The organism is Mesorhizobium sp. WSM4817, from assembly GCF_055811135.1.
Genome location: NZ_JBVVQQ010000029.1, coordinates 1 through 26154, shown reverse-complemented (window position 1 = coordinate 26154; position 26154 = coordinate 1). Strand labels below are relative to the sequence as shown.

17 protein-coding genes are annotated in these 26154 nt (G+C 59.5%); 12 read left to right on the top strand and 5 right to left on the bottom strand.

Translation table 11 applies throughout. From position 1 onward, the window contains the following. Positions 1 to 93: 93 nt before the first annotated feature. The gene (locus AC0L2K_RS29265; RefSeq protein ID WP_065011503.1) at positions 94 to 936 is read left to right on the top strand and encodes a TIM barrel protein; all 843 of its coding nucleotides are present in this window, start codon (positions 94 to 96) and stop codon (positions 934 to 936) included. A 430-nt stretch (positions 937 to 1366) separates the two neighbouring features. Here the strand turns inward: AC0L2K_RS29265 and AC0L2K_RS29260 are convergent, their stop codons facing one another. The 3 genes from AC0L2K_RS29260 to AC0L2K_RS29250 all read right to left on the bottom strand — a co-directional run bounded on the left by AC0L2K_RS29260 (position 1367) and on the right by AC0L2K_RS29250 (position 6104). Further along, the gene (locus tag AC0L2K_RS29260; protein ID WP_473533040.1) at positions 1367 to 1828 is read right to left on the bottom strand and encodes a transposase; all 462 of its coding nucleotides are present in this window, start codon (positions 1826 to 1828) and stop codon (positions 1367 to 1369) included. Positions 1829 to 3458: 1630 nt separating this feature from the next. Beyond that, on the bottom strand, positions 3459 to 4523 hold the full coding sequence (locus AC0L2K_RS29255) for a LacI family DNA-binding transcriptional regulator (RefSeq protein WP_065011499.1): 1065 nt from the start codon (positions 4521 to 4523) through the stop codon (positions 3459 to 3461). Positions 4524 to 4805: 282 nt separating this feature from the next. Next, the gene (locus tag AC0L2K_RS29250; protein WP_473533056.1) at positions 4806 to 6104 is read right to left on the bottom strand and encodes a dicarboxylate/amino acid:cation symporter; all 1299 of its coding nucleotides are present in this window, start codon (positions 6102 to 6104) and stop codon (positions 4806 to 4808) included. Between the two features lie 1158 nt (positions 6105 to 7262). Between AC0L2K_RS29250 and nifA the strand changes: the two genes are divergently transcribed. The 4 genes from nifA to AC0L2K_RS29230 all read left to right on the top strand — a co-directional run bounded on the left by nifA (position 7263) and on the right by AC0L2K_RS29230 (position 12910). Then, positions 7263 to 9047: a nif-specific transcriptional activator NifA gene (gene nifA, locus AC0L2K_RS29245; protein WP_473533055.1), complete on the top strand. Its 1785-nt coding sequence runs from the start codon at positions 7263 to 7265 to the stop codon at positions 9045 to 9047. 219 nt (positions 9048 to 9266) lie between these two features. After that, on the top strand, positions 9267 to 10406 hold the full coding sequence (hisC, locus tag AC0L2K_RS29240) for a histidinol-phosphate transaminase (protein ID WP_473533039.1): 1140 nt from the start codon (positions 9267 to 9269) through the stop codon (positions 10404 to 10406). An 86-nt stretch (positions 10407 to 10492) separates the two neighbouring features. Next, entirely contained in the window at positions 10493 to 11521 is a 1029-nt protein-coding gene (locus tag AC0L2K_RS29235; protein WP_473533038.1) for an LLM class flavin-dependent oxidoreductase, read from the top strand. Between the two features lie 294 nt (positions 11522 to 11815). Then, the gene (locus tag AC0L2K_RS29230; protein ID WP_473533037.1) at positions 11816 to 12910 is read left to right on the top strand and encodes a Fic family protein; all 1095 of its coding nucleotides are present in this window, start codon (positions 11816 to 11818) and stop codon (positions 12908 to 12910) included. Positions 12911 to 13421: 511 nt separating this feature from the next. Here AC0L2K_RS29230 and AC0L2K_RS29225 read toward each other — a convergent pair. Continuing rightward, entirely contained in the window at positions 13422 to 13844 is a 423-nt protein-coding gene (locus AC0L2K_RS29225) for a MerR family transcriptional regulator (RefSeq protein ID WP_473533036.1), read from the bottom strand. A 70-nt stretch (positions 13845 to 13914) separates the two neighbouring features. Between AC0L2K_RS29225 and AC0L2K_RS29220 the strand changes: the two genes are divergently transcribed. Then, positions 13915 to 16161 carry a heavy metal translocating P-type ATPase gene (locus tag AC0L2K_RS29220; protein ID WP_473533035.1) on the top strand — a complete coding sequence of 749 codons (2247 nt, stop codon included), beginning with the start codon at positions 13915 to 13917 and terminating at the stop codon, positions 16159 to 16161. Positions 16162 to 16998: 837 nt separating this feature from the next. Here AC0L2K_RS29220 and AC0L2K_RS29215 read toward each other — a convergent pair. Next, entirely contained in the window at positions 16999 to 17733 is a 735-nt protein-coding gene (locus tag AC0L2K_RS29215; RefSeq protein ID WP_473533034.1) for a DUF4336 domain-containing protein, read from the bottom strand. A 486-nt stretch (positions 17734 to 18219) separates the two neighbouring features. Here AC0L2K_RS29215 and AC0L2K_RS29210 point away from each other — a divergent pair, with 486 nt between their 5' ends. From AC0L2K_RS29210 to AC0L2K_RS29185, 6 genes are all read left to right on the top strand, one after another. Further along, positions 18220 to 18567 carry a helix-turn-helix domain-containing protein gene (locus AC0L2K_RS29210; RefSeq protein ID WP_473533033.1) on the top strand — a complete coding sequence of 116 codons (348 nt, stop codon included), beginning with the start codon at positions 18220 to 18222 and terminating at the stop codon, positions 18565 to 18567. Positions 18568 to 18570: 3 nt separating this feature from the next. After that, entirely contained in the window at positions 18571 to 19539 is a 969-nt protein-coding gene (locus AC0L2K_RS29205; RefSeq protein ID WP_473533032.1) for an AAA family ATPase, read from the top strand. A 92-nt stretch (positions 19540 to 19631) separates the two neighbouring features. Then, positions 19632 to 22061: a S8 family peptidase gene (locus AC0L2K_RS29200; RefSeq protein WP_473533031.1), complete on the top strand. Its 2430-nt coding sequence runs from the start codon at positions 19632 to 19634 to the stop codon at positions 22059 to 22061. A gap of 25 nt (positions 22062 to 22086) precedes the next feature. Further along, positions 22087 to 23271, top strand: a complete 1185-nt coding sequence (locus AC0L2K_RS29195) for a caspase family protein (protein ID WP_473533030.1) — start codon at positions 22087 to 22089, stop codon at positions 23269 to 23271. Next, the gene (locus tag AC0L2K_RS29190) at positions 23268 to 24494 is read left to right on the top strand and encodes a hypothetical protein (RefSeq protein ID WP_473533029.1); all 1227 of its coding nucleotides are present in this window, start codon (positions 23268 to 23270) and stop codon (positions 24492 to 24494) included. Before AC0L2K_RS29195 ends, AC0L2K_RS29190 begins: the two co-directional genes overlap by 4 nt. 10 nt (positions 24495 to 24504) lie before the next feature. Continuing rightward, a complete protein-coding gene (locus AC0L2K_RS29185) occupies positions 24505 to 25548 on the top strand; it encodes a ComEC/Rec2 family competence protein (RefSeq protein WP_473533028.1) in 1044 nt (347 codons plus the stop codon). Positions 25549 to 26154 lie beyond the last annotated feature (606 nt).

Here is a 26154-nt window from a genome sequence, read left to right as displayed (position 1 = left end):
AATAAAGAGCGGGTCAGTTCGATTGATTCGCCTCCCTATGCCGATCATTTCGGCCTCGTAAATCAACAAACGGCAGAAGCCAGTCAGCCGAGAATGGCGGCCGCCTTCATGGAGGAAAGCCTCTCCGTGCGCCAGGCGCCACTTCGGTTTGCACTCGACCACATGGCGACGCCCGGGCTTGACGTCAGGACGTTCTTCGCGCTCGCCCGCGATCTCGGTCTGACCGACGTGCAAATCCGGAATAATCCCTGCAGTAAGGCTGTTGTGCGCGGCAAGCCGCCGGCGGAGGTTCGGTCTGCCGCTGCCGAAGCGGGCGTCACGATCATCTCAGTCAACGCCCTACAGCGGTTCAACGAATGGACTCCCGCCCGCAAGGCCGAGGCCAGCAAGCTCGCCGATTATGCGGCCGCCTGTGGCGCCCAGGCGCTCATGCTAGTGCCGGTGAACGACGGTTCGTGGTCCGCCAATGGCGAGCGCAATGGCAATCTCCGCGTCGCCTTGAAGGCGCTCAAGCCGATACTTCAGTCACGGGGTCTGGTTGGGCTCATCGAACCGCTTGGCTTCCAGACCTCCTCGCTTCGGTCGAAGACCGAAGCGGCTAACGCTATTGCCTGGGTTGATGGCCAGTCCGTCTTCCGGCTTGTGCACGATACATTCCACCACACACTCGCCGGCGAGACGTCCTTCTTCTGCGATCTGACCGGTCTCGTGCACATTTCAGGCATAAACGATCCAACCTTGTGGGTTCACCCGGATCGCCTCCTGGGAGGTTCCGACAATTGCAGCCAGATCCGGGCGCTACTTGATGGCGGCTATACGGGTCCCTTTTCTCTTGAGCTCGTCGAGGAAGTCCACGCATTGAATGACTCTGCAGGCGCATTTGCCGCCAGCATCGATCTCATCCGACACGGGCTACTGGCGCGAGTGCCGGTCTAAGGCGCGTAGACAAATTGAGCGGAGTAGTCATTCGAGATCGCTCCTATGTCCCGCTCATGCAGATGCTTGCCGGATCACCATTGTCAACACTGGCCATTGGACTGCCTTGGGCGGCCGCGGCAGTTCGATGGGCCCGCAAGGCGAAGGTTGGATCTGATGCTGAGGGCGACGGACTATCGGAATTTTCGGACGAAGAGCACCTGATGGCGGACAAAGGGCGAGTGCGCGAAGCCAATCGCAGGTGGTCCTGAGGTGATCTTCTTCTAGGACCGCGGTCGCGCAGCAGCTGCTTCACCTAGGCGGCCTCTCCGGGATTCACCGACGACCCGCTTCATCCGACCAGAAGTGCCGGTGCCAGACCCGCAGTTATGAGCTCTCGGATAGCGCGTCGGACAAGAATTCTGGCGCTCCGATCTGCGATTCAGCGTTATTAAAACCCCAGCTTCCTCTTCAGTTCCGCGTTCTCCTTGCGCAGGCGTTCCGCGAGCAGGCTCTTCAGTCGTTTGTTTTCTTCCTCAAGCGCGACGAGGTCCTTCAGATCGTCACCAACCGATGCGGGCAACGCAGCTTTCTTCCATTGATAGTAGGTCTGTTCCGAAATGCCGGCCTGCTTTACGGCGCTCTTGAGGGTGGCGCCGCCACTGATAGACTTCTGTATCAGGGCGAGCATCTGGGCGCGCTCCTTTTCAGAGTAGATCTTACGTCCGGTCCGCACGGTCGCTGCTGGTGCTTCCTCCGCCTGAGACGCGGCATTGGGCGCTTTCCGAGCAGGCGGCCTAGGCTCAGCCTTCGCTCTCGGCGACCGTTTGGCTTTCTTCTTTTGAGGCCCCTCTACCTTGGCTGCCGGTTGCGTTGCAGTTATTTCTGGTTCTGCGTCCAGGGGATTTGCCATGAGATACTCCGCTCGCGGTTTGTGCAAGTGTTCAGCATCAAGCGCTACAACACTTGAGTCAACAGGGCGACCATTTGGCAACTCCATCTCCTCGAGTTCCCTTGTTGTCTCGGCCATTGCTGCGGTAAGATCGACATCGCTCCAGATCGAACGACTCCGTTTTTGAGAACTGCGCTTCTGTCTGATCTCCACCGTGAATGCTCGGGGCTGCCGCCTCATAGGTCGTTCCTTGTGAACACGAATTATGCAGGAAGTCGCGGCAGACGACGAATGAAGGTCTGGCCGCTTCTTCTGTAGCCGAGCTATATGCATCCGACCGCCCGAGCAAGCCCCGCTGGCGACGCACACCCCGGAACAGACCGGTTCCTATGAGCACCTAAGAGCAAGTATGCAATGCCATCTCGGGACCGAGGAGATGGTGGATTCCTGCAGCATGCAAAAGCTATCTCCCGTGTTTTCGATGGTAGCGCGACGGCTGGCATCCGAACTGAAAGGAGCTGCTTAAGAGCTGCGATCCAGTCTGCGCTGGCAGTGCAAAACCTCCGAAGGCCGGTGCTACCGACGCTAGCCCGCTGATTACCGACATCGGTTGGCGCCGAAGAACGGACAGCTGCGCAGAATTGGCGAGCGGGGAGAGGCGAGGGCACGAGCCGAGTCGAACTCGCATCGAGCGTCGTCCGGCAGCGGCAGAGCATGCTTCGACAAGAACGGAGCCTGACCGAAGCTACTCGTCGCCGCAGTCGTTGCTGGGGCGACCCTTCTTCCACGAGTAACCGCGGCGGCCGCCTGGTCGGAACGTCGTCCCGGTACTGACCGAGTGAATTTTGCGTAGCCACGCAGCGGCGTCGTGCGCAATCGGGAAAGCCAATATAGGCTTGCCCTGGGCAGGACGTTTTCGTGGCCCGCGGAGTGCATAAATTCCCCGAGCCTTTACCGGGCCGCTATACCTCTTGGGAGCGAGTTTGCCACGCTCACGATATGTCCGGAAAAGTTGTTTCCCCTTTCACGCCGAGCTTCAAGCCGCTTCACTTGTGTTCGCCTCTCCTGAAGGCCTGCCAACCCGCTTTTCGCGTTCGATCGATGGCGCGTTCTCAAGGCCGATCATGGCCGTGATGTCGACGGTGAGGTTTGGGAATGCTGAAGGACGCACGCCAGGTTGCCTCTCCGGCAGCCAGGCGATCACGGGGGACTTCGCTGAGCCATCAGCAAGCATTGCTGCAAAACGGCGCCAAAACTGCCCCCGACCGGCCTCGGCGTCGCCCGACCATTAGTGAGCGGTCCGACTCTGGGCAACGCACCGCTCCTGTTCGGAACACCGCATGAAGCGAAAGAGCCATTTGGGTGGGCCCGTTATGCTTCGTCCAGCAAACGATCGGCGGACGCGAGCAGCTTGTGAGGGATGCAGCCGAATGCAGCGCTGCTCCCACAACTGGCGAAGCTCCTTTGTAAGAGCTTCACGCTTAGCTTCATCTAACGTGATTGAATTGAGGAGATCCCCCAGCACGGCTTCGGCCTCGATCTGAATGAGCAGAGCGTACACTTCATTTGAAATGCGCACACTGTCCCGAGTGGAGTGGACTGCGCGGGCATTTTGGAAGGAATGTCGGCCATGGCGATAGATCCCATCATTTCAGATGTTTTCCGGCAGATAGATGTCAAACGGTAGAAATGTCTGCCCCGGCGTCTCCGCGGTGCCGGTCCTGATGGCGCGATCCATCAGCAACATCAGCTCCTGGCAAAGTCGGCGCAGTGGCGTCGCCACCGCCATCGTGATGATGTCGTCCGCGAGGGCCTCCCGCGACTCCGGCGTGATTTCATTCACGATCGCGACGAGATCCTGGCCTTTGCCCTCTTCCCGGAGCGCGGAGATAGCCCCCTCCATGCCACCGCCGGCCATGTAAAAGCCGACGAGCTCAGGTTCCCGCTGCATAAGATCCAGCAGCGCCTCGTAAGTGATCTGTCGCTTCTCAAGATTGACGAGCGTATCCAGCACCTCGAATGCTGGCTCGTTCTCACGGAAATAGGAACGAAACCCGCTTTCCCGCAGCTCATGACCCTGGAAACGGTGGCTGCCGACAAACACGGCCACCTTGCCAGACCGTTTAGCGACCTTGGAGAACATCCAAGCTGCCGTCCGACCGACGCTGCGGTTGTTGAGACCTATGTAGCCCTCGCGCACGCCGGCGGCGAAGTCAGAAAGTAGCGAAAAGACCGGGATGCCTTTCGCCTTGAGCTCCTCGACTGCTGCCGTGATCTTCGGGTGATCTGGCGCCACCATGGCGATCGCGTGGCATCGGCTACCAAGATCCTTAAGCAGTGCCGTCAGGTCCCCAGGCAAATGTGACGGCGCGAATTCGATGAGCGGAATGCCGTGGAAGCAGTGGGCCGAACTGACCGACGCCTCGACCTCGCGCGCGAACTCCTGGTAGAAATGCTGGGCCGGTTTCCTCAAGATGAAGCCCAGCCGGTAGCGAGGCAGGTCCTTTCCCATGCGCTGTTTGATAAGTCCCGCAGCATGATAGCCGATCGCGTGGGCCGCGTGGTGGACGCGACGCGCGGTCTCCTCCCGCACCGGAAGGCGAGCGTTCAGCACCCGATCGACCGTTGCCACGCTCACCCCCGCTTCGCGGGCGAGATCGGCAATTGTAGGGCGCTTTGCCGTCGCTCCGATTTTGATCGGCTGGCGCTCCGTCATCCGGTGCATGCCGGCGACGGATTGGGGCGGCAAAGTGATTTCGGCATCCTCCCCGATCGACGGCCTACACATTGATCAGCGCTCCAGGCGCACCCGGGCGCGTCTCGGTCTGCGGTCCGTTTCCATAGGGCATGCATGTTTCTTGTCCTCACCGCATTTGATGCTTCTGATCTGTGGCCCGCGAAGCGCTGTTTAGACCCGGCGAGCCGATTGTTTGGTGGCTGATGAGCCGGCGACTTGGCTGGTCGCGCTGCAGCAATCTTGCTGGGGCGCGTGGCCGGTTTAATCTCTCGGCAAGCTCCCGTAGAAGGCAGCTTTCATACGCGTTTCGTCCAGTTCGCCTTCCCAGCGGGCGACAACCAGCGAGGCCACCGCATTGCCGATTACGTTCGTCAGCGCTCGGCATTCGGACATGAAGCGGTCCACGCCAAGGATGAGAGCCATCCCAGCAACGGGGACGCTTGGGATTACGGAGAGCGTAGCGGCCAACGTGATAAAGCCGGCCCCTGTTATACCTGCGGCACCTTTCGAGGAAAGCATCGCGACAAGCAATAGGAATATCTGATCGGGAATCGACAAGTGCGTGTTCGTTGCCTGGGCGATGAAGAGGGCGGCGAGCGTCATGTAGATATTGGTGCCGTCCAGATTAAAGGAATATCCAGTCGGGATAACGAGACCCACGACGGAACGCTTCGCGCCGGCGTTCTCCATCTTCGCGATGAGCGAAGGCAGTGCGGCCTCCGAGGAGGACGTTGCCAGGACCAGCAGCAGCTCTTCCTTGATGTAGCGCACGAGAGAAAAGATCGAGAAGCCGTTGTATCGGCAGACCGCGCCTAGAATCCCGAATACGAAGAGGAAGGCGGTGAAATAGAACGTCGCGACCAGCATGGCGAGGTTGGCCACCGAACCGATGCCATATTTGCCAATGGTGAAGGCCATGGCGCCGAAAGCGCCGACGGGCGCGGCCCTCATCAGAATGCCGACCAGCTTGAACACCGGCGCGAGGAGCGCCTGAAGCAGAGAAAGCACAGGCTTGCCCGTGTCGCCGACCATCGCCAGAGCGATGCCGAACAGCACCGAGAAGAACAGGACCTGCAGGATGTCGCCCTCCGCGAAGGCACTAACGATCGTCGAGGGAATGATGTTCATCAGGAAGCCGGTCACCGACTGCTCGTGGGCCTTGGCGGCATAGCCCTTCACGGCCTGGGGATCGAGCGACGCCGGATCGATGTTCAGGCCGGCACCCGGCTGAACGACATTTGCGACAACGAGACCGACAATCAATGCGAGGCTCGAGAAGGTGAGGAAATAGATCATTGCTTTGCCGGCGACCCGGCCGACCTTCTTGAGGTCATTCATACCGGCAATGCCGGTCGTCACGGTTAGGAAGATCACCGGCGCGATAATCATCTTGACGAGCTTGATGAAGGCATCGCCGAGCGGCTTCAGGCTCTCGCCGACGTCCGGGTAGAAATACCCAACTGCGACACCGAGTGCGATGGCGGTAAGCACCTGAATGTAGGGCTGGGCGTAGAAGGCCTTGCGGGGCGCAGGACCCGCGCTTCGGATTGGTGAAACCAACAGCTTTTCTCTCCCTGACCGGGTCGCGGTGGGGGCCTCCTCCCTCCCGCGCTTCTCCCATCGCGGCGCTCCGGTCACGCGCTGCTGGCATGTCGACAGCAAGTGTCGTGCCAAGTGGGGCCCGCGCCGAAATACGCGTATTCCTCCGCTCGGTGAGGCAGCCTCAGTAGGGGTAGGCTGTGCGGGTTTCCGCACTGTTGCCGTCATCTCTGGCGAAATCCCGCACTAACGCCCAGCTTTGCACCCATTGCTTTAGCCTGACAGCCGCCAGTCGGTAACTCTGGGATCCGCTGTGCCCGCTCGCTTCTTTGTCGCAATTGCGACCCGGCCGGGCACGGAAGTGGAGGATTGCCTACACGAGCTGGCTCTTACCGCGCTCCCGCTGCAGCCGTGGCATCCCGACGGGTCGTCGATAAGACCGAATGATTCACCGGACCTGGCGCGCATCGGTGCGACTCAGAAGATGCTTCATAGCGCGAACACTTTGGCCGCTCGACGACACTTCGGGCCGTAGTGTCCGACGAGCCGCCCTAACGCCGACAGCATCCCGGAGGCGTCGACCTCCGTACGCTCACCGCGCCGGGCATCCGTGAACACGCCGGGGTAACTCTGCCGTTCGAGATCGATCTGTCGGCAAATCTCAGTTGATGGAATTCTATCATGTCCTCCTGCTTTCCTTTCAGAAATGCGAGGAAAGCTCGGTTGACTAGCCATCCTCGTTCCCGCTCTGTAGGGCAACGTGTGGTTGCGCTCCGGAAGCCTGAACCGCGCCTCAGTTCAGTAAGGATAGCCAAGCCATGCATCAAGCCTTGCCTCCGGCGTCTTTCGGGCTTGCCCCTCGTCAGAGCCTGACCGACGCCCAAAACCGTGACCCACACTTGATCTTATGCAAGGCAGTATGTCGCGTGCGGAACTCTGGCGTCCTCCCGCCGACACATCACGACTACCCGCATCAACGTCTTAAGCGTTCCGGTAAGCGGCTCTCGCTCGCAAGCAAGTGCGCCAATCATGCTGCGGCTCGCGGTGCGAAGACATTCTTGTTGGTGCCGGCCATCGGTGGCTCGGGCCCTGATGCCATCTGATGATGCGTTTACGCCGGGGGACATCGCAGATCCAGATGGCGCGGCGTTGCTGTCGCGGCCCAAGATCGAGGATGACATGTCAGATCAGGACAATGGTCGCCAATCTGAAGACAGTGCTGAGCAGACTTCGTCAAGCTGCACATCATTGCACGACACCAAAAGGGATGACTCGGAACCCGCCATTCTGCCGTCGCGCGCGAGCGCGCTTGCCGGCATCTACGAAATTTCGAAAGCGCTCGCCGCCCCCTCCGGGCTCGAGGTCAGGCTGGCCAAGGTTGTAGACCTGCTGCGATCGTTTCTGCAGATGAGGCACGGCATCATCTCTCTTTTCGACGGTGATGGCGAACTGGAAATCATCGCAGGCGCCGGCCGGACCGAGAGCTGCAGTGAGCGCTGCCGGACGTACCTGCCACGGAATGCAATCGACCAGGTTTTGGCGACGGACAAGCCCCTGGCCACCGAGAACATTGCGTCTCATCCGGCTTTCACCGCCGCCGACATGGATGTGCTCGGGGCTTCCGACGACATACCAGTGTCCTTCATCGGCGTTCCCATTCGCGTCGATGCAAATGTCGTGGGCGCTCTGACCATCGACCACGTACTGCGCCATGACTCAAGAGTTTGGCTCGATTACAGCCTCTGTCTGCTCCCGCTAATCGCCAACCTGGTAGGGCAGGCAGTGAAGTCGCATCGCTCTTTCGAGGGCGACCGCGAGCAACCGATGGCAAAGCAGGACTCCCTGCCAAAGCAGAAGCGCCTGGCCCCGCAGCGTAACACTCACGTGGAGGGGATGATTGGCGACAGTTTGGCGTTGCGCGGTCTGCTTGAGAAGGTCGCGCTCGTGGCCAAGGCCAAGATTGCGGTTCTGTTGCGAGGCGAATCCGGTACCGGGAAGGAGCTGGTCGCCAAGGCTATCCACGAATTGTCCCCGCGCGCCAAGCGGCCCTTCATCAAGCTCAATTGCGCGGCGCTACCCGAGACCGTGCTGGAATCCGAATTGTTCGGCCATGAGAAGGGTGCATTCACAAGTGCGTTCAACTCGCGCAAGGGGCGCTTTGAGCTCGCCGACAAGGGGACATTGTTCCTAGACGAGATCGGCGAGATTTCGGCCTCGTTCCAGGCAAAGCTCTTGCGCGTGCTGCAGGAGCAGGAGTTTGAGCGCGTCGGGGGCAACCAGACCATTAAAGTCGACGTCCGTATCATTGCCGCCACGAACAAGAACCTGGAAGAGGCAGTTGCCAGAAACGAGTTCCGTGCCGACCTCTACTACCGCATCAGTGTTGTTCCCTTGCTGGTGCCGGCGCTACGCGAAAGGCGCAGCGATATTCCGCTCCTTGCAGCTGAGTTTCTCAAGAATTTCAACGATGAGAATGGCCTTATGTTGACGTTCGATCCGAGCGCAATCGAAGTACTGATAAACTGTGACTTTCCCGGCAACATTCGCGAACTGGAAAACTGCGTACATCGGACAGCGGTTCTGGCAGCGGGGCCATCAATCGGGAAAGACGACTTTGCATGCTGCCAGGGCAAATGCTTCGCCGAGGCGCTGCATAATTGCAGAGTTGGCAAAGTCGCGCTGCAACCTTCGCCGATCGGGCCGCTACCAGTGGTTCGGGCCATACCGCCGGCTGCTGGGGTTAGTTCTGCCGCCGTCCCACCGCCGTCAGCGACCGAAGGGCAGCCGCCGCTGGACCCAGTCGGGGTAGTCCACTCTGCGAGAAAGGCCGATGCCGAACGTGTCATCCAGGCGATGGAGAGATGTGGCTGGGTCCAGGCAAAGGCGGCGCGCCTGCTCGGACTGACGCCGCGCCAGATCGGCTACGTGTTGAGGAAATACGGCATCGAGATCAAGCGTCTTTGAACCGAGTAGCTGGGACAATCAAGCATTCGTGCCTTGGCGCGTTGAGACGAGTGATGCGGGGCTCCTGCAATTCCGATCCGATCGCACAGGCCGCGCTGCCCCCGCGGTCGTTGCCCACCGTGCACCCGGGTCGGACGGCAGCGCTATCGCCGTTGGTCCAGGCCATGTCTTGATCACCAGTTCGTACCGGACGCACTGAGACCGAAACGGAGAAAATTGATGTCTGATGCAAAACTGCAAACTGTGCTTTCTTCCCTTTCGCAAGTAGCGGGACAGTTAGATGTTCTGCTGTCCGACAAACCGGCGCCGGATCCTTGTTGCGTCAAGCTAAACACGAACGAGAACCCGTTTCCGTTGCCGAAACCCATAATGCAAAGTGCGATGGCGGCTCTCGAACGGCAATATCTATATCCAGAAGACGACAACGTCAGCTTGAGGCAAGCAGCGTCGGAAGCCTACGGCGTCTCGAAGGATCAGGTGATCGCCGGAAACGGATCGTCTGAACTGCTCGGGCTTATCTACAGAGCTTTCCTGGTTCCAGGAGACAGAATGGCGATGATGTCGCCGGGGTTTTCGTTCAACCGCAAGCTTGCCCGTTTGCAGGGTGCTCAATTTCTCGAAATCGGATGGTGCGCAGATCATTCCTTGCCCGTCGAAGACTTGCTTTCGGGACCAGCAAAAGATGCCAAGTTCATTCTGCTGGCCAACCCAAACAATCCGACCGGAACGTTTGTTCCTGTGGCCGATGTTGAACGCCTGGTATCACAATCAGACCGTCTGATTGTCTTGGATGAGGCCTATGTCGATTTTGCACCGGACAATGGTCTGCATCTCCTCGATCGCTATCCAAACCTCCTGATCTTGAGAACATTCTCGAAAAGCTATGCCACCGCCGGCATTCGCGTCGGTTTCGGACTTGGCCACCCTGAAGTCATTGGCAGGCTGCGGGATCTCCAGAACGTCTTCAACATGAACGTGATCGGCCAGGCTGTTGGCATCAGTGTGCTTGGGCACCGCGCCGCCTATGCCGAGAACCACAAGCACATCAAGCATGAAAGACAGCGAGTGACAGTGGCACTGTCGAAACTCGGATTTTCCGTCATACCTTCTCACGCAAATTTCCTGCTAGCGCGTGTGCCAGCGGGGCAGGAAGGCTCATGGTGGCAAGCAGCCTTGGAAAGGCAAAAGATACTCGTCGCCTTCTTTGAGGATGCAGGGCTGGAAAATTACATCCGCATTAGCATCGGCACAAAAAATGAGATGGATGAATTTCTTGAGGTCGCCACAGAGATAGCTGCAACGGCGAAGGAAACGATCCCGCCGTCAGCGGCCGCTGCTTCTGCCTTAACCAGTCGATAGTTCCCCGCAATTTCAGCGCACCAATAATTTGGATTTGCTTGCATCATTGCGAGCCACGAACTGTTGCAAAGAGTTGGAGAAAATTCGTGAAGAATGCCTTCCCCCGGGGCCTGACCTTCGGCATATTCGACCATCTGGACGAGGACGGCTGCGAGATTGCCCGGCAATACGCCAATCGCCTGAGTTTGGCAGAGGCGTGCGATCAGCTTGGCTTCTATGCATATCATCTGGCAGAGCACCACTGCACTCCGCACGGGAGGAGCCCATCGCCGAATCTGTTCTTATCCAGCGTCGTCCAGCGCACCCGGCACCTTCGCGTCGGCCCGATGGTAATGCTCCTTGCCCTTTATCATCCGCTGCGTGCGTTCGAGGAGATCTGCATGCTCGACCAATTGAGTGGTGGCAGGGTCGAACTGGGCATAGGGCGCGGCTCTCTCCCAGTCGAACTGGGTTACTTCGGGATTGCTGCGGAGGCGGCGCCGGGTCACTATGCGGAAGCCAGCGAAATCCTTATCAAGGCGATGAAAGGCGACACGCTGTCCTATCGCGGCCGCCATTTTGAGCTGAATGACGTCCCTTTGACGCTGAGATCTCATCAGCGCCCCCATCCACCGACATGGATCGCCACCAATAGACCCGAGTCGGCGAGTTGGGCCGCTGCAAGTGGCGCAAATATCGCGTGCCTGGGACCTGGCTCTTCTGTTCGCAGAATTACTGATGCATTCCGAGCCTGCCGGGAGCGCAGTGCCGACGCGGACGAGCGAGGGCCATTTCTTGGAATGCTCCGCATGGTCGTGATCGCGCGATCGGAAACAGATGCATATGCGCTCGCGGCACCCGCTTACGAACGATGGCTCAAGAGCTTCAGGTTCCTCTACGACCTCAATGCGCTCCAGACGCCCCCGAATCTGCCGCTGAGCTTGGATGCAGCAATCGAAAGCGAATTGTGCGTGGTGGGAACGGCATCTTCCGCGCGACAAGCTCTTCTTGATCAGCTCGAAGAGGCCGGTGCTAATTATCTGCTTTGCCAACTTGCATTTGGGAATCTGTCCTTAGACGCTTCGCTATACACCGCAAGGACGATCCAATCTGAAATCATGGCTCGAGTTACCTGACGTGAAATGCGCGTTCCGCGTTCGAAGTTGAATTTCTCCGGCGCACCATCACCTTCCGGTCCCGCGCATGATGCCGGTATAGTGCTTGGTGTGTGGGTGGAGGGCGTTGTGGAGGCCCTGGATACTTGGAGCGACCGGCCTGCCGGTTAAGAAATCGCCCCGATTTCGTTTCGCAAGAGAGGGCGAACTTGTGCGTATCAGGGCAAAGCCCGGTTTCTGAGGCATAGAGAAGATTGCTATAGCTCATTATTTACGGTATTATGAGTTATAGAGAGGTGCGCTATAACTCATGGTATGGAATTGGGGCATTTTACCTACGATAAGGAAGTATTGGAACCGCTGGAAAGCGAATTCCTGCTGCGATCGGGTGAGTTCCTGGGTGTCTTTCGGCACGTCGGTTCTGACGATCGCGACCAGATACGCATCGATCTTATCAGTGAAGAGGCCTTGAAGACATCCGCGATTGAAGGGGAATACCTCAACCGCGAGAGTCTGCAATCATCCCTGCGCCAGCAACTTGGGCTGGGCAGCGAGAACAGGCGCATTCCGCCTGCCGAGCGCGGCATCGCGGAAATGATGGCCGACGTGTATTTACATTTTGGCCATGCCCTCTCGCATCGCACTCTCTACGCCTGGCACAAGATGGTGATGTCGGGGGAACGGCGTATTGAGACCATTGGCAATTACCGCCAGCATGCCGACGTCATGCAGATCGTTTCCAATCGGCTGGATAAGCCCAAAGTGCATTTCGAGGCACCTCCCTCAGCGCGGGTCAAAGCCGAAATGGATGCTTTCACCGCTTGGTTCAACGATACCGCACCTAAAGGTAAGACGCCGCTCCCGGCGTTGACGCGAGCCGGTATCGCGCACCTTTATTTCGAGAGCATCCACCCATTTGAGGATGGCAACGGCCGCATAGGGCGTGCCCTTTGCGAAAAGGCGCTTGCTCAAAGCCTGGGTGAGCCAAGTCTCATCGCTTTGGCATACACGATCGAACGCCACCGCAAGGCCTATTACGACAACCTGCAGGCCAGCAATAAGAGCAACGCGGTAACACATTGGCTGCTCTACTTTGCCAACACGATCCTTGAGGCGCAGCGTGTAACGCTTGCCCGTGTCGAATTCTCCGTCGCCAAGGCCAAGTTTTACGAACGCTACCGAAACCATCTCAACGAGCGGCAGGAAAAGGTCATCGCCCGAATGTTCCGCGAAGACATCGACGGGTTCAAAGGAGGGCTCAGCGCCGAGAATTATATCGCCATCACTCAAGCATCGCGCGCGACGGCGACAAGAGATCTGCAAGACCTCGTTTCCAAGGGCGCGATGATAAGAACTGGCGAACGGCGACACACACGTTACGCCCTGAACATTCTGGATGACCGCAGGTAAACCGCAGCACAGATTTGTTGCCACCTTACTCGCGCAGCCACACGTGCGAAGTTTTTGAGCAAAAAAGGTCTATGAATTCAGGATCGCGCTGGGCAAAGCCTGGGCACCAAGTCCGACTTAAACGGGTCCGTCTGCATTTCGCTGAGAATTTCAGGGCAACGGTTGCGGTCCCAGCATGTTTTTATCTTCAAGTGTCGGCAATGTTCATGGCATTTCGGGACGAAGCGATACGGCCAACGCATCGGCGGTCCCGCTCCGCCTTTCTCAAAATCACCTTCGATCTGGCCCATCTGGTTTGTTACATGAGCAAAGCAAATCACGTACTTGCGACGCGCCGATGCATAGAAATAGAGGGCGGCTGCTACCAATTGCCGAAGTGCAAGCCGCACTTCAGCTCGGTGGCTTAGCCGTGGTCAAAACCATCACCTCGCCGTGCGGTCGCGCCTCATGACCTGGAGGGTGGCGGAAAGGCCGGCTCACGAATGATTAGATCGTTCGACACCGGGTCCAGTCAGTGCCGGGCGTGTTCGCATTGGCTGTGATCGGCCAGCACCTCAATCACCCTGCATTCGCCGACCTTCCCGTGCCGGCAGCCTTCGACCATGAGTTCAAGTTCGGCCTTCAATGCCGTGAGGCTGCGTATCCGCTGAACGACGTCGGCCAGCCGCGCCTGGGCTATGGTGTCGGCCGTGGCGCAGGGCTGGCTGGGATTATCCTGCAACGTCAGCAGGGTGCGGATGGCTTCGATGCCGAACCCCAACTCGCGTGAATGGCGAATAAACGCCAGCCGGCGCAAATCGCTGGTTTCATAGTGCCGTCGATTTCCCTCGCTGCGGTTCGGCGCGGGCAGCAGACCGATATGCTCATAGTAGCGGATAGTCGGCACTTTCACGCCGCTCTGTCGTGCCGCTTCGCCAATCGGGACACTGCGCATGATTTTTCGCTTGCTCCTCTAGTCGCTAGAGAATGTAGCGTGCCGCTGGAATGGTTCAAGGAGTGAGACGATGGCTGCAACCGCCCCACAAACCCGTTATCGCGTCGAAGGCATGGATTGTGCCGGCTGCGCGACGAAAATCGATGGCGCGGTGCGCCGCATGCATGGCGTCCGGGATGTGAACGTCTCGGTCACTGCCGGCACCATGACCGTCAGGCACACTGCCGAAAGCGACCTCGCCGCGATCGAAAAGAAGGTGAGAGGCCTCGGCTATTCTGTGGCTCAGCTCACGAGCGAAGCCGGACAGAACGCCAAACCGGCCGGGCACGGCACCAAAGGCGGCCATGACCACGCTGGCCACGACCATGCTGGCCGCGACCATGCCGGCACAGCCAAAGATGACCACGACGACGTGGAGGGCTTGCATGGCCACGACCACACGCCGGCCACGGGGCCGTGGTGGAACAGCGCCAAAGGCCGGCTGAGCATCGCCAGCGGCGCCGCATTGGCCGCAGCTTTTGCGATTCACTATGTCTGGCCGGCCACCGGCGTCTGGCTTTTCATTGCCGCCATGCTGATCGGACTGGTGCCGATTGCACGGCGAGCTGTGATGGCCGCGCTCGCCGGCATTCCCTTCACCATCGAAATGCTGATGACCATCGCCGCGATCGGCGCCGTCATCATCGGTGCCGGCGAGGAAGCCGCCACCGTAGTCTTCCTGTTCCTCGTCGGCGAGTTGCTGGAAGGCGTGGCCGCCGGCAAGGCGCGCTCCAGCATCCAGGCGCTAACCACGCTGGTGCCCAAGACCGCATTCCTGGAGGAGAATGGCGCCACGCGCGAAGTTCCGGCCGAAGCCCTTGGGGTTGGCGCCGTCATTCTGGTGCGGCCGGGCGATCGCGTTCCAGCCGACGGCAAGATCATCGAGGGGGAAAGCGCCATCGATGAATCGCCGGTGTCGGGGGAAAGCGTGCCGGTGCGCAAGGGCGTCGACGCGGACGTGTTCGCCGGCACCATCAATGGCGACGGCGTGTTGCGCATCACCGTCACGGCTGCGGCGTCCGACAACACCATCGCCCGCATCGTCAAGCTGGTCGAGGAGGCCCAGGAAAGCAAGGCGCCGACGGAACGCTTCATCGACCGTTTCTCACGCTGGTATACGCCCGCCGTCGTCGCCGTGGGGGCTCTGGTGGCCGTCGTCCCGCCGCTGGCCTTCGGCGGCGACTGGAACGAATGGATCTACAAAGGCCTGGCGCTGCTGCTCATCGGCTGCCCCTGCGCGCTCGTCATATCGGTGCCGGCGGCAATCGCCGCCTCGCTCTCGGCCGGCGCCAGGCGTGGTCTTTTAATGAAAGGCGGCGCGGTGCTGGAAGGCTTGGGCAAGATCACCGCCGTGGCTTTGGACAAGACCGGGACGCTGACTGAAGGCAAGCCCGTGGTGACGGATGTCGTGGCCATCGGGATTAGCGAAAAAGAGGTGCTGTCGCTGGCCGCTGCACTCGAAACCGGATCGAGCCATCCGCTTGCCCTGGCTATCCTGCGAAAGGCCAAGGCCGATCGCGTGCCGGTGCCGCCGGCGGCGGAGGCCAAGGCGCTCGGCGGCAAGGGCGTGGTCGGTCGCATTGGCGGTAAGAACGTCTTCCTGGGCTCGCCGATCGCTGGAGGCGAGAAGGTCGCGCTGCCGGCCGAGCAGGCGGCCTGCATCGCCGAACTCAACGACCAGGGCAAGTCGGTGTCGGTGCTGCTGATCAACGATGTGCTGGCCGGTTTCATCGCCATGCGCGACGAGCCTCGGCCGGACGCGCAGGCCGGCCTGAAGGCGCTGACCGATGTTGGCATCAGGACTGTCATGCTGACTGGCGACAACCAGCGCACGGCGGCAGCAATCGGCAAGCACCTCGATATCGAGGTGCGCTCGGAACTGCTGCCCGAAGACAAGCAGCGCATTGTCGGCGAGTTGAAAGGACAGGGGCTGACGGTCGCTAAGGTCGGCGACGGCATCAACGATGCGCCGGCGCTCGCCGCGGCCGACATCGGCATTGCCATGGGCGGCGGCACCGATGTCGCCCTGGAGACGGCAGATGCGGCGGTGCTGCATGGCCGCGTCGGCGATGTCGCGGCGATGATAAAACTGTCTCAGGCGACCATGGCCAACATCAAGCAGAACATCACCATGGCGTTGGGGCTGAAGGCGGTGTTCCTGGTGACGACCGTAGTCGGCATCACCGGCCTGTGGCCCGCCATTCTCGCCGACACAGGCGCGACGGTGCTGGTGACAGCCAACGCCATGCGGCTGTTGCGCTGGAAAGGTGGGGTGTAGATTGCCGCCTTCCATTTCTTTTGGGACGGCTCGCAGTGAGCCGTGCCGGCGCTTCATGGCCATGCGCGGCTTCCGACCCTCGCGCGAAAGCGCACACGAAAGTTCTGCTTCTCTTCTTTTTTCGTTCGCACGAAGGAGCCGCCGAACCCTCTTTCGGGCGCTCTTCTGTCGCCGATTTTGACCGACTTAATGCGGATGTTCGCCGGGCTATCTTTGAACCTCCTTGTCTGCCGCGGCGTCCAGTTTGCCTGGGGTTCTTGGAAGCTTTTCGAACTTTCTGGGTCGCGCCTCCGCCCGAATTGCGGGCGCTTATGGACAACGTAGGACAGTAGACTCGGTTTTAGGATACTTTGGGAGGCATCGAGTGTGGACGGCAGCTTTGCGCCCATCCCGGTCATTCGCTGGCCCCTGCCGGTCCTCCAGAGCGGACATCGCTGCTCGGCGCGATCCAGGTCGGTTCGTCGCCGACGCTCATCCCGATGCTGCGGCGACCTCGTTGAGCGTCAGTTTGATCAGATAATTGTGTGGCAGAGGAGCGCCGAGCTCGCGGCACAAGCTGCGAAACGAAGATGGAACGTACCGGCGAGACCGTTTGCCGGCGATCGTCCCGCAGGTCGAGGTCGCCTTCGGACACACAACCCTGCCCGTGCCCAGGCCCGTGACTAGCTAGCATCCTGGCCCGTACATTGCAGGCGAAGGGCTTCAGGTCATTCTCGACGGGCGGCAATCCCCTACAGTTCAGCTCCAGGCGTTTATCAGGGGAATACCCGTAGAGTGGAAACGGCAGCGGGAGCTGGTGGGTATTACCGCCTGACGATTCTGTTGCGGGGCCGGTGCTCACAGAAGCCATTCCAGCGACTGGCGAAGCAGTGCGGTTCCGTCCTTGTGGAACCACCTGCCATGGCTGAATATGACGCGCTTTGGCTGAAAGGCCACGAGACGCTGCGCGGCAGCCTTCGCCTCGTCACGTTTTCGTTTGACGATCATGCGCAGGTAAAAGGGAGCTCTCCCTACGGGCGTTGTGACGCCTAAGAAGCGCGCCGCCGGCCTGATCATGAGAGGCAACTTTTCCGGCTCGAGATTCAGAACGAGATCGGTAAGCACCAGGCTCCGGCTGCTCTTGTGGTAGAGCGCGACTTCAGCGAACCCGGATCCTGCAACCAGAACCTGATCGAGATCTTTCGCCCAAACATCTGGCGCCGCTGCTTCCAGATCGTGATCGATCCTTGTGCCTGCCCGGCGGACCTGTGCCCGATAGCGCAAGCCGGGAGTGGCCCACGTCAACGCCCCCGGCACATGGCTCTGCCATTCCTTGATGAAGGTCCAGTGTGCGCTGTTTGGAGCAACCAGGTGCTCGATCGTGCCAATTTGCTCGAGCCGTTTTCTCAGCTCAAAGTCGAACCGTGTCGGCGAGTGCAGAAGGAGGCCGCCATTCCCGAGCTGGATTACTGTCATGCGCACCGGCACTGGAATGCCCACCACTCTCAGGGGTCCGCTGTCCACGATCCAGATCCCAGTCGCGACGGCTTTGGGAACATCAAGAGGCGGGTAGGTCGCATCTTCGGGTTTCATGGCCTGCTCTCCAGTAGCCTGAACCCAGCGCAACAGAGATCGCGGTAATCTGTTCCAGCACAAATTGCTCGGCGGACCTACTTGTCTGGTGGGATTGGAATCTCACTTGATTCTGCGCGCTGTAAGACCGCTTCGCGCCTTAAAGTCGGCCGTAGCGACAGACCACATCACTTCCTGAAAGCCGACATTTCCTACGTCTGTCGGAGTTTTAACGGAGGGCGATAGCACTCCGCAGCCTTTGCGCTTGCTGAGGTTTTCGCTGTCTCCTGGCATGTTCGAGATCGTGTCTCTGGGAGTGGTGTAGCTGACGGCATTGGTGGCCGCGCTCTCCGGCAAGGGCGAGCTTCATCAACGATACCGTGCTTTTAAGTTGTTCAACGCGTCGGGCATGCTCGTCTGCCCCTGACAGCTAGCGCGTAATCGGCCGCGTTCCCGTTGGCTGAGCGTCGCCGCTTGACCAAACCACCGAAAGCGGATTAATGGGACATGATTGGTCGTCCCAAAAATAGCATTGATCATGCGCTGGCCGCCGCGGTAGCGACTGCCAGTCGTGAACGCAGCCTATCGGTCAGAGACATAAGCGCAGCAGCGGGCGTTCCCAAATCAACGCTTCATCGACTTCTATCTGAAGGCACCGTATCGCAGCCATCCCGTGAAGCAGTGGCCCGTTGGCTGAAGACCGTGGACACGTCCCCGTCGGCGATTGTAATGAAAGCTAAAAAGGACCGGGAAATAGAAATTATGGGACAAATATTGCCGATGTCCCAAAAACTTAACGATCTGCTCAAGCAGCTCGATGTATTGATGCGCGAAGCCAAAAAGCAGAAGGGGTAACGCATGACGACTTCTCGACAGGTATTGGGAATGGTTCAGAGCCATATCGCCGGGGATGGCGTTCGTTTTCTGTCGATCGCGGAGCAGATCGCGCTAGAGGCCGAAAAGGCCGGGCGAGGCAAATTCGCAGAGTCCCTGCATAAGTTCGTGACTGCCGCGCGTAGCGAAAAGACCTCGCGCACGATCCAATTGGCGAAGCCCCGGGGCGATCTCGCCGAACTCCTCGATGTCACGTATCCGGACATCCTGCTTCCGGACGTCGTTCTGCGCCGGGATTTGCGTGATGGTATCGACCGCATCGTCGACGAGCACAAGCGACTTGTCGAGCTCGAAGCTTACGGCCTGAAGCCGCGCCGCAAACTGCTTTTTGTCGGCCCGCCCGGCACAGGAAAGTCGATGACCTCTCATGGGATCGCTTCCGAGCTTGGACTTCCCCTCTTCACCGTTCAACTCGATGGCGTCATCACCAAGTTCATGGGTGCCTCCGCGTCCAAGCTGCGATTGATCTTCGAATCCATGACTGGCGTTCGGGGCGTCTACTTCTTCGACGAGATCGATGCGATCGCGGCAAGTCGGGCGCACGAGAACGACATCGGGGAGGCCCGGCGTCTGCTGAATTCGTTCCTGCAACTCGTGGACCGCGACCAGTCGCACAGCATCATCATCGCGGCGACCAACCACAGTTCCCTTCTGGATCGCGCCGTCTTCCGGCGGTTCGACAGCGCTTTTCGATACGAGCTGCCCACGGGTGACGAAGCGCGCCAGGTCATTCGAAACAACATCCTGGCGTTCGATGCGGGTTCGGTCGATTGGGAATCCATCGAGAAACATGCCAGTGCTCTGTCACAGGCAGATCTCGCGGCGGCCGCTGTCGATGCAGCGCGAAAAGCCGTGCTCGAAAATGACGGAAAGCTGACGACCGAAGAATTGTTGTGGGCACTCGAGGGAAGGATGCAAATCCACTCGAACTAAGGATGGTATCTGGTGTATTCTTGAGGCAGGGAATCACTCTAAGATTTGAATAGATGCCGCTTCAGCCTCACCTTCATCTACGAAACCTTACCTTGGACGCTACTCCGTTTCGACCTCATCGCAGCGGACGGACAAAGAAAGATCCGGCGACCATTCCGGATCGGGCAGGCCATGCCCGTGCCCTGAAAGCGAATTTCGCAACGATTGCTGACCGTCTGGCGGAGCATACTCCCGCGCAGGAGGAAGCGGGAATTCCCAAGAACAAGCAGGGGGTGGTAATCACCGCCACGGGCTTCGGAGTCCAGAAGCTCTGGGTCGGCGAAATGAAGGCCTCCAGCCCGGGCGTCAGCCTGCTGTCCGTTACGTCGGCGTACGATGGCGCGCCTGCCTCAGCGAAACTGTTCGTGACCAGGAACAGCCTGGAGACGATCTCGAACCAGATCGACGAGTACTCAGCCTTCGAAACGCGCCATTCGAACTTCAGCTCGAAGAAGAAGCCCACACGCTTTCAGCTGTTCGAAAGCACGTCGGAATTCAAGCCTACTTTGCTGGAAGACGTCTGGACCGGACCTATCGACGACATGCCCAAGAGGAAGTCCGAGTCCGTCGAAACCTGGATCCGTTCCGACAGGGCGACTTACTTTTATCGGGTGGTCGAGCGGCTGGGGATTTCCACCATCGGGAATCCTACAAAGTTCACGGACAGCATTGTCGTTGACATGACTCTGAACACGGTCCAGATGCAGGCACTGCTGGACTCCACGGGAGCTGTCATCGAGTTCCGTCCCTCGTCCCATTTCGTGCACGATTACCGACGCGGGGACGGAGACGCACGCAAGGCGATTTCGAATGCGGTCGCTCAACGGATCGTTCCCGCGCCTGCCGGCGCACCTCGCACCGTGATCCTCGACTCGGGCGTATATGCGGCCAACCCGTTGCTGCGAGCCTCGATATCTCCGGCCAACCTCAAAACCGTGGATGCGGATTGGGGAACGGACGACAAGAGCGGCCACGGCACCGCGATGGCGGGTGTGGCATTGTTCCCGAACCTCGAGGCGGCTGCTACCTCTCGCGCGCCGATCATCCTGACGACCGCGTTGGAGTCCGTCAAGGTTTTCCGACCGTTGTCTTCCACGAACCTGATCGTTCCGCGCGACGCGATCCAGGAGGCAGTCAAACTGGTGGAGCGTGATTCCGGAGTAGAGCGTGTCTTCTCACTATCGGCGACGATTCCTGGCGAGGACGAGAGCGGACGGCAGAGCGCCACTTCGGCTGCCATCGACAAGCTGGCATGGAACGACGGAGTTCGGTCGAGGCTTTTCTGCGTGGCGGCCGGCAATGTTCCCGTGAGCCGGGAGACGCCTTATCAGGTAGCTCATTACGACGGGCGCAACGCGGATTTCCCGGTTCAATCTCCCGGGCAGGCAGTCAATGCGTTGTCGGTAGGCGCGTATACCGATAAGGACATCAGCGTCGGCACGCCAGTTGCGCCGAAGGGCGACCTTTGCCCGGTCTCGCGCACCAGCCAGAAGTGGGACAACAAGTACCGCACCTCCAACAAGCCGGACGTGGTTTTCGAAGGTGGCAACCACATCTTCGATCCTGGCAAGAAGACGTCGCGTGGTTCCGCCGACACACGCGTTTTGACGACGGGTCGGGCAGCCGGGGAGGAGTTGGATCTCACAGGCGAAACCAGTGCAGCGACAGCCGGGGTCGCCGGTCTCGCGACCCGTCTACTTTCCCGATATCCTCAGATGCGCTCGGAAAGCGTCCGAGGCCTGATCGTGAACGGCGCATCCTGGACACCAGCGATGCAACGGCAGGCAGAGGGCGGCTCCGAGGAACGAAAGCGGGTACTCGACACGTTTGGCTGGGGAGTTCCGGACGAGCGGCTCATTCGGGAAAGCGACAGCAACTCGCTTACTCTGGTCATTGAAGACGAGATCACACCGTTCGAAACGCGAGACGGTCGATGCGGCCTCAAGGAAATGAAGTATTTCGACCTTCCGTGGCCAAAACGTGAACTCGAACGGATCGGCAATGCCGAAGTCAGGCTTGCCTGCACCCTATCGTATTTCATCGAACCCGACCCTTTGGCGGACAAACGCGCTAGGAAGGATCGGTACGCGTCGCACAGGTTGCGGTTCCGATTCAACCAGCCCGACGACACTGCCACAACTGCTCAAAGTCGATTGAATCAACTCGTCGAACTGGATGACGACGAAATTGAGGTCCCGAACCTCGATGACGGTCGTTGGTTCATGGATTGGCGCCGCAGCGACATAGGTACCGTTCATAACAACATATGGATGGGGCCTGCGCACGAGCTGGCGGTCCGCGGCGGCGTATGTGTCTATCCAGTCAAAGGCTGGTGGGCTGATCGCAGTTCGCCCGAGTGTCGAGTTTCTACACCGTTCAGCCTAGTCATCTCGCTACGCACGGCGCACGCCGACGTCGACCTTTACACTGAGGCGATGGCCAACGTGCCGGCCCACGCGATCATCGTTTCGACAAACGTATGAGCGCTGCCCAAGTATGGTCTCGACCATGACCGATGCTGCACTCGTATTCGAGGGTCCCGCGCCAGACGGTCCCGGAACTCACGTCCTACTGATCGGCGTCTCCGCTTACGATCATCTGCTGGGAGGCACCGACGAGAAACCGCACCTCGCCAACGACATGGGGCAGCTGGCGTCGCCTGCCAAGTCGGCGCGCGCCCTCGCCGAATGGTTTCTGACGGAGTTCGAGAACGCCGACACTCCCCTTCAAAGCCTCTCGCTTTTGATCTCGGATCCTTCGCCTACGCCGTTCAGCTTTCCCGGGAACCTGAGCGAGCCGAAGGTACCTCCGACCGCGACGATCGGGAGCGTCACCGCTGCGATCGACGGCTGGCTCGGCCGTTCTGCGAAGTCTCCTGACAATATGGTGGTATTCTTCTTCGCAGGGCATGGTGTATCTTCATCGGACCCCCTGCTTTTCCTCCAGGATTTCGGGGCCCGGTTATTCGATAAATACGCGACTTCCGTAAACCTTGAAGACTTCCTCGGTGGAATGCGAACGATGGTCCCCGGAAAGCAGCTGTTCCTTATCGACGCCTGCCGGACAACGGAGAAGACATCCGTCGAACTCGCCGGCGAGCACCGGGGTGTAGGGCTGGTTTCCGCCGTTGACCCCACCGGAACCGGGCGAAAGCTGGCTCTCCAAAGCGTACATCATGCTTCAACCGAATTCGCCCCGGCTTATGGGACGACCGATGGGGTTAGTTTGTTCACCGAAGCGTTGCTTCGCGCCCTTCGTGGCGGAGGTGCGCAACCTCATCTGCAATGGCATGTTGGCACGAGTGGCCTGGAGCAGGCGTTGGGAGCATATGTGTCACGGGCCGCGCAAAAGCACTCCGTGATACAGGTCCCGGAGAGATCGCGTGGCCAGTTCTTCAAGATTTCCAAACCCGCGAAAGTGGACGTACCGCTCCATATCTCTCTCGATCTCGCCGAAGCCTGGGGACACCTGGACAACGTGGAGGCGCGCTGTGCGACGGGCATCTCGGCGAGCTTGACCCACGATCCCGCGAATCCGATCGAGGAATGGTCGTGTGTCGTGCCTCTGCGCGAGCACATGGTCGCAGCCGCCTTCAAGCAGGGTGCTGCCTACAATCACGCAGCTGAAGTGGTGATGGTCGCCCCGCCGGAGACGGTCTACACCCTGACGATACAAGCCGGGGCCGTGCCATGAAGGGCACGTTGAAACTCTACTTCGCCCGTGGTGAAGGCATCCGGGATTTGCCGTCGGGTATCGCTGTCCGGATCGAGAGAACGCTCTCCGAAAGCGATGGCGAAGCGACCGCTTGGTCAGTCCTCGTCCCTACGTCTCCTCACGGCCTCTCCGTTGAAGTCGATGCGGGAACCTACAGGCTACAGGCCTGGCTCCCATCCGGACAAATCCTGCAATACAGCGCAAACGTGGAAGAGGCCTCCGAAACTCCGGTGGAATTGAGGCCGCCAATGTCGCGCGCGACCGCCTACACCCGGTACCGCCTCGGAATGTACAGGGTAGATCTCAGCAAGGAGTACGACCCCTTCGAGTTGCAGCCCGCGTTCACTTCCGGATTCGACGACGAACCGACGGAGACGTTGGATATATGCACAGAAACCCCGTCCTTCGTGTCCTGGACCGACGTACATGACCACATCGTCGAAGTTAACGGAGAAATCGGGCACGGCTTGGACGTGAGTTTCGATGCTGGCACCAATGCCTTGTCCATCAGTGCCGGCGACGGCCATGACTACTTCGGGTCGCAGTTCGAACGTTGGTGGGTTCGTGTGCGTCACGATCGCGGGGAGAGCCTCGGAGTTCTGCCGCTGGCCTGGTTGTCCGGCGCGACCCAATCTCCCGTGGCTTCGGTTGAAGTCAGGTTCGAGCGGGTAAGTAATCATCTCGGCGTCACCGTACGCGACTCCAGACTGGATGCGTTGCTCGAGTATCTCAAAGCGGGCAGGCTTTCGGCCGCAGCGGCATCGGTCGCAATGTTCTCGGATGACAACACGATCGTTCATGCCATCCGGGACAAGCGTTCCAATCCCCTGGCGGCATGCGCGGCCGCCTATGTGAGCCTGGCGACGGCGGACAGGAAGCAGATCGAACGCTGGCGGAACTGGGCGCCCAACTTGATGAATTTCTTTCCGTGGATGCCCGACGGTGCGATCATCCGAGCCTGCACGCTGATGGATGGCCCGGTCTCCAGCGATACGCGGTCCGAAATCCTTCAACTTGCCAAGGAAGCCTTTAACCGCGGGCTGCCGTTCTTCACTGTCGGGTTCAGTCACCTGCGCGACATCTTCACGATCTTCTCGGCTGACGATGCCGAAGCAAAGCAGATGTTGGGCCGCGTCCGCTCGATGAGTTCTCGATGCGAGATCAGCGAGGCCTTCACGACACTTCAGTTCCCACGTCATTGAAAGGGATGTCATGTTCCGCGTCAGGATGCTGCCTGCCGATGACGGCGACTGTCTTCTTCTGGATTACGGGACGGAGGATCGACAGCATCATATCCTGATCGATGGTGGACGTGGGTCCACCTACGCCGCTTCGATCGTCCCGGCGCTGAAGGATATACGCGCGCGCGGTGAACGCATCGATCTCCTCGTCCTCAGTCACCTCGACGCCGACCATATCGAAGGACTACTGCCCCTGATTGAGGATCCTGACCTGCCAGGATCCGTGGCGCAGGTCTGGTTCAACGGTTTCGACCAGCTATCGGATCTGGAGATCTTGGGGCCCAGACAAGGAGACGCCTTCTCGGACGGTCTTCTGAAACGAGCATGGCCCTGGAACGCCGACTTCAATGGCAAGGCGGTGGCAATCCGCGAAGCGAAACTGCCGGTTATTGACGTAGTAGGCGGGATGAAGATAACCCTCCTGACACCGACGATGAAAGCGCTATCCCGGCTACGCTCGGACTGGATCGAGTATCGTCAATCCAAGAGCCTGCCTGTCGATCCCGATCCAGTCCCAGCCGGGCTTGAGATCCTTGGCCCGAAGCTCGCGACCGTCCCTGGAAACGTCGCGGCGCTGGCGGACGCGCCGGATGTGGAGGACAGAACCGTCCCGAACGGATCGAGCATTGCATTCGTCGCCAAATTCGAGGGCCGACGAGTCCTGTTGGCTGCGGATGCCCACCCGTCGGATCTCTTGGAAGGGTTGCGGAAGCTCGACACCGAGGAACTTCACCTGGTGAAGCTCTCGCATCACGGAAGCAAGGCGAACACGACCATCCCGCTGGTAAGGGCCATGGCAGCTAAGCGCATCGCGATTTCGACCAGTGGCGCTCGAAACCGACACCCGAACCCGGAAGCGGTCGCGAGGCTGATCCAATACGGTCCAAAGGAATTGCATTTCTATTTCAACTATCGGACACCATATACCGAGGCCTGGGATTCACAGGCCATGCGCGATGCCTTCGGCCATGAATGCTTCTTCGGCGAAGGAGTCGAGATGAAGATCGACGTATGAGATCAAGAGTCCCCTGACTCTTCAAGTTTTCAAACGCGTGATGTCCAACGAGAGCGATGTCTCAGGCCCCCGTTCCGACCGCACGAACCATCCGTAGACATTCTGCGAAGAATTTTCTGACATTCGGCATCTTAGCCTTCAGATAGTGTGGGCGCCGCGGGCCTTAAGGTGCTGCTGGACGGCCTGGAAGATGACGATGCGGTTGAAGTGCCGTCACTCAATCGCACTTCATTGACGGCTTTATCTCAAGATTGACCTGCAAACGCTGGAACGGCGTCGGCTGCCGAATGGCAGCTACCCGCCCAGTGCTGCCCAACAGCAGACAGTCCGGTCACGGCCTCAACAATGCTCGGAAGATTTCCTTGTGGGCCTATATCGGTCATTGTGGCGGGCGGCTCACGACGAGGGTTAACGCGCCGGCAAGGAGGAGAAGCGCAGATGGCCTCAAATATACGTAAGAAGATTACTGCTCTTAGGCCAGCCACCCCGGTAAGAAATGCGGTCACTATCACCAAGAAGCGTACCGCGATGCGTGTTTCGTTAATTCCCGGACACCCTTTTCGCTAAATCCCGGACAGTGATTTCAGTAATTCGCGGACAGCGTTT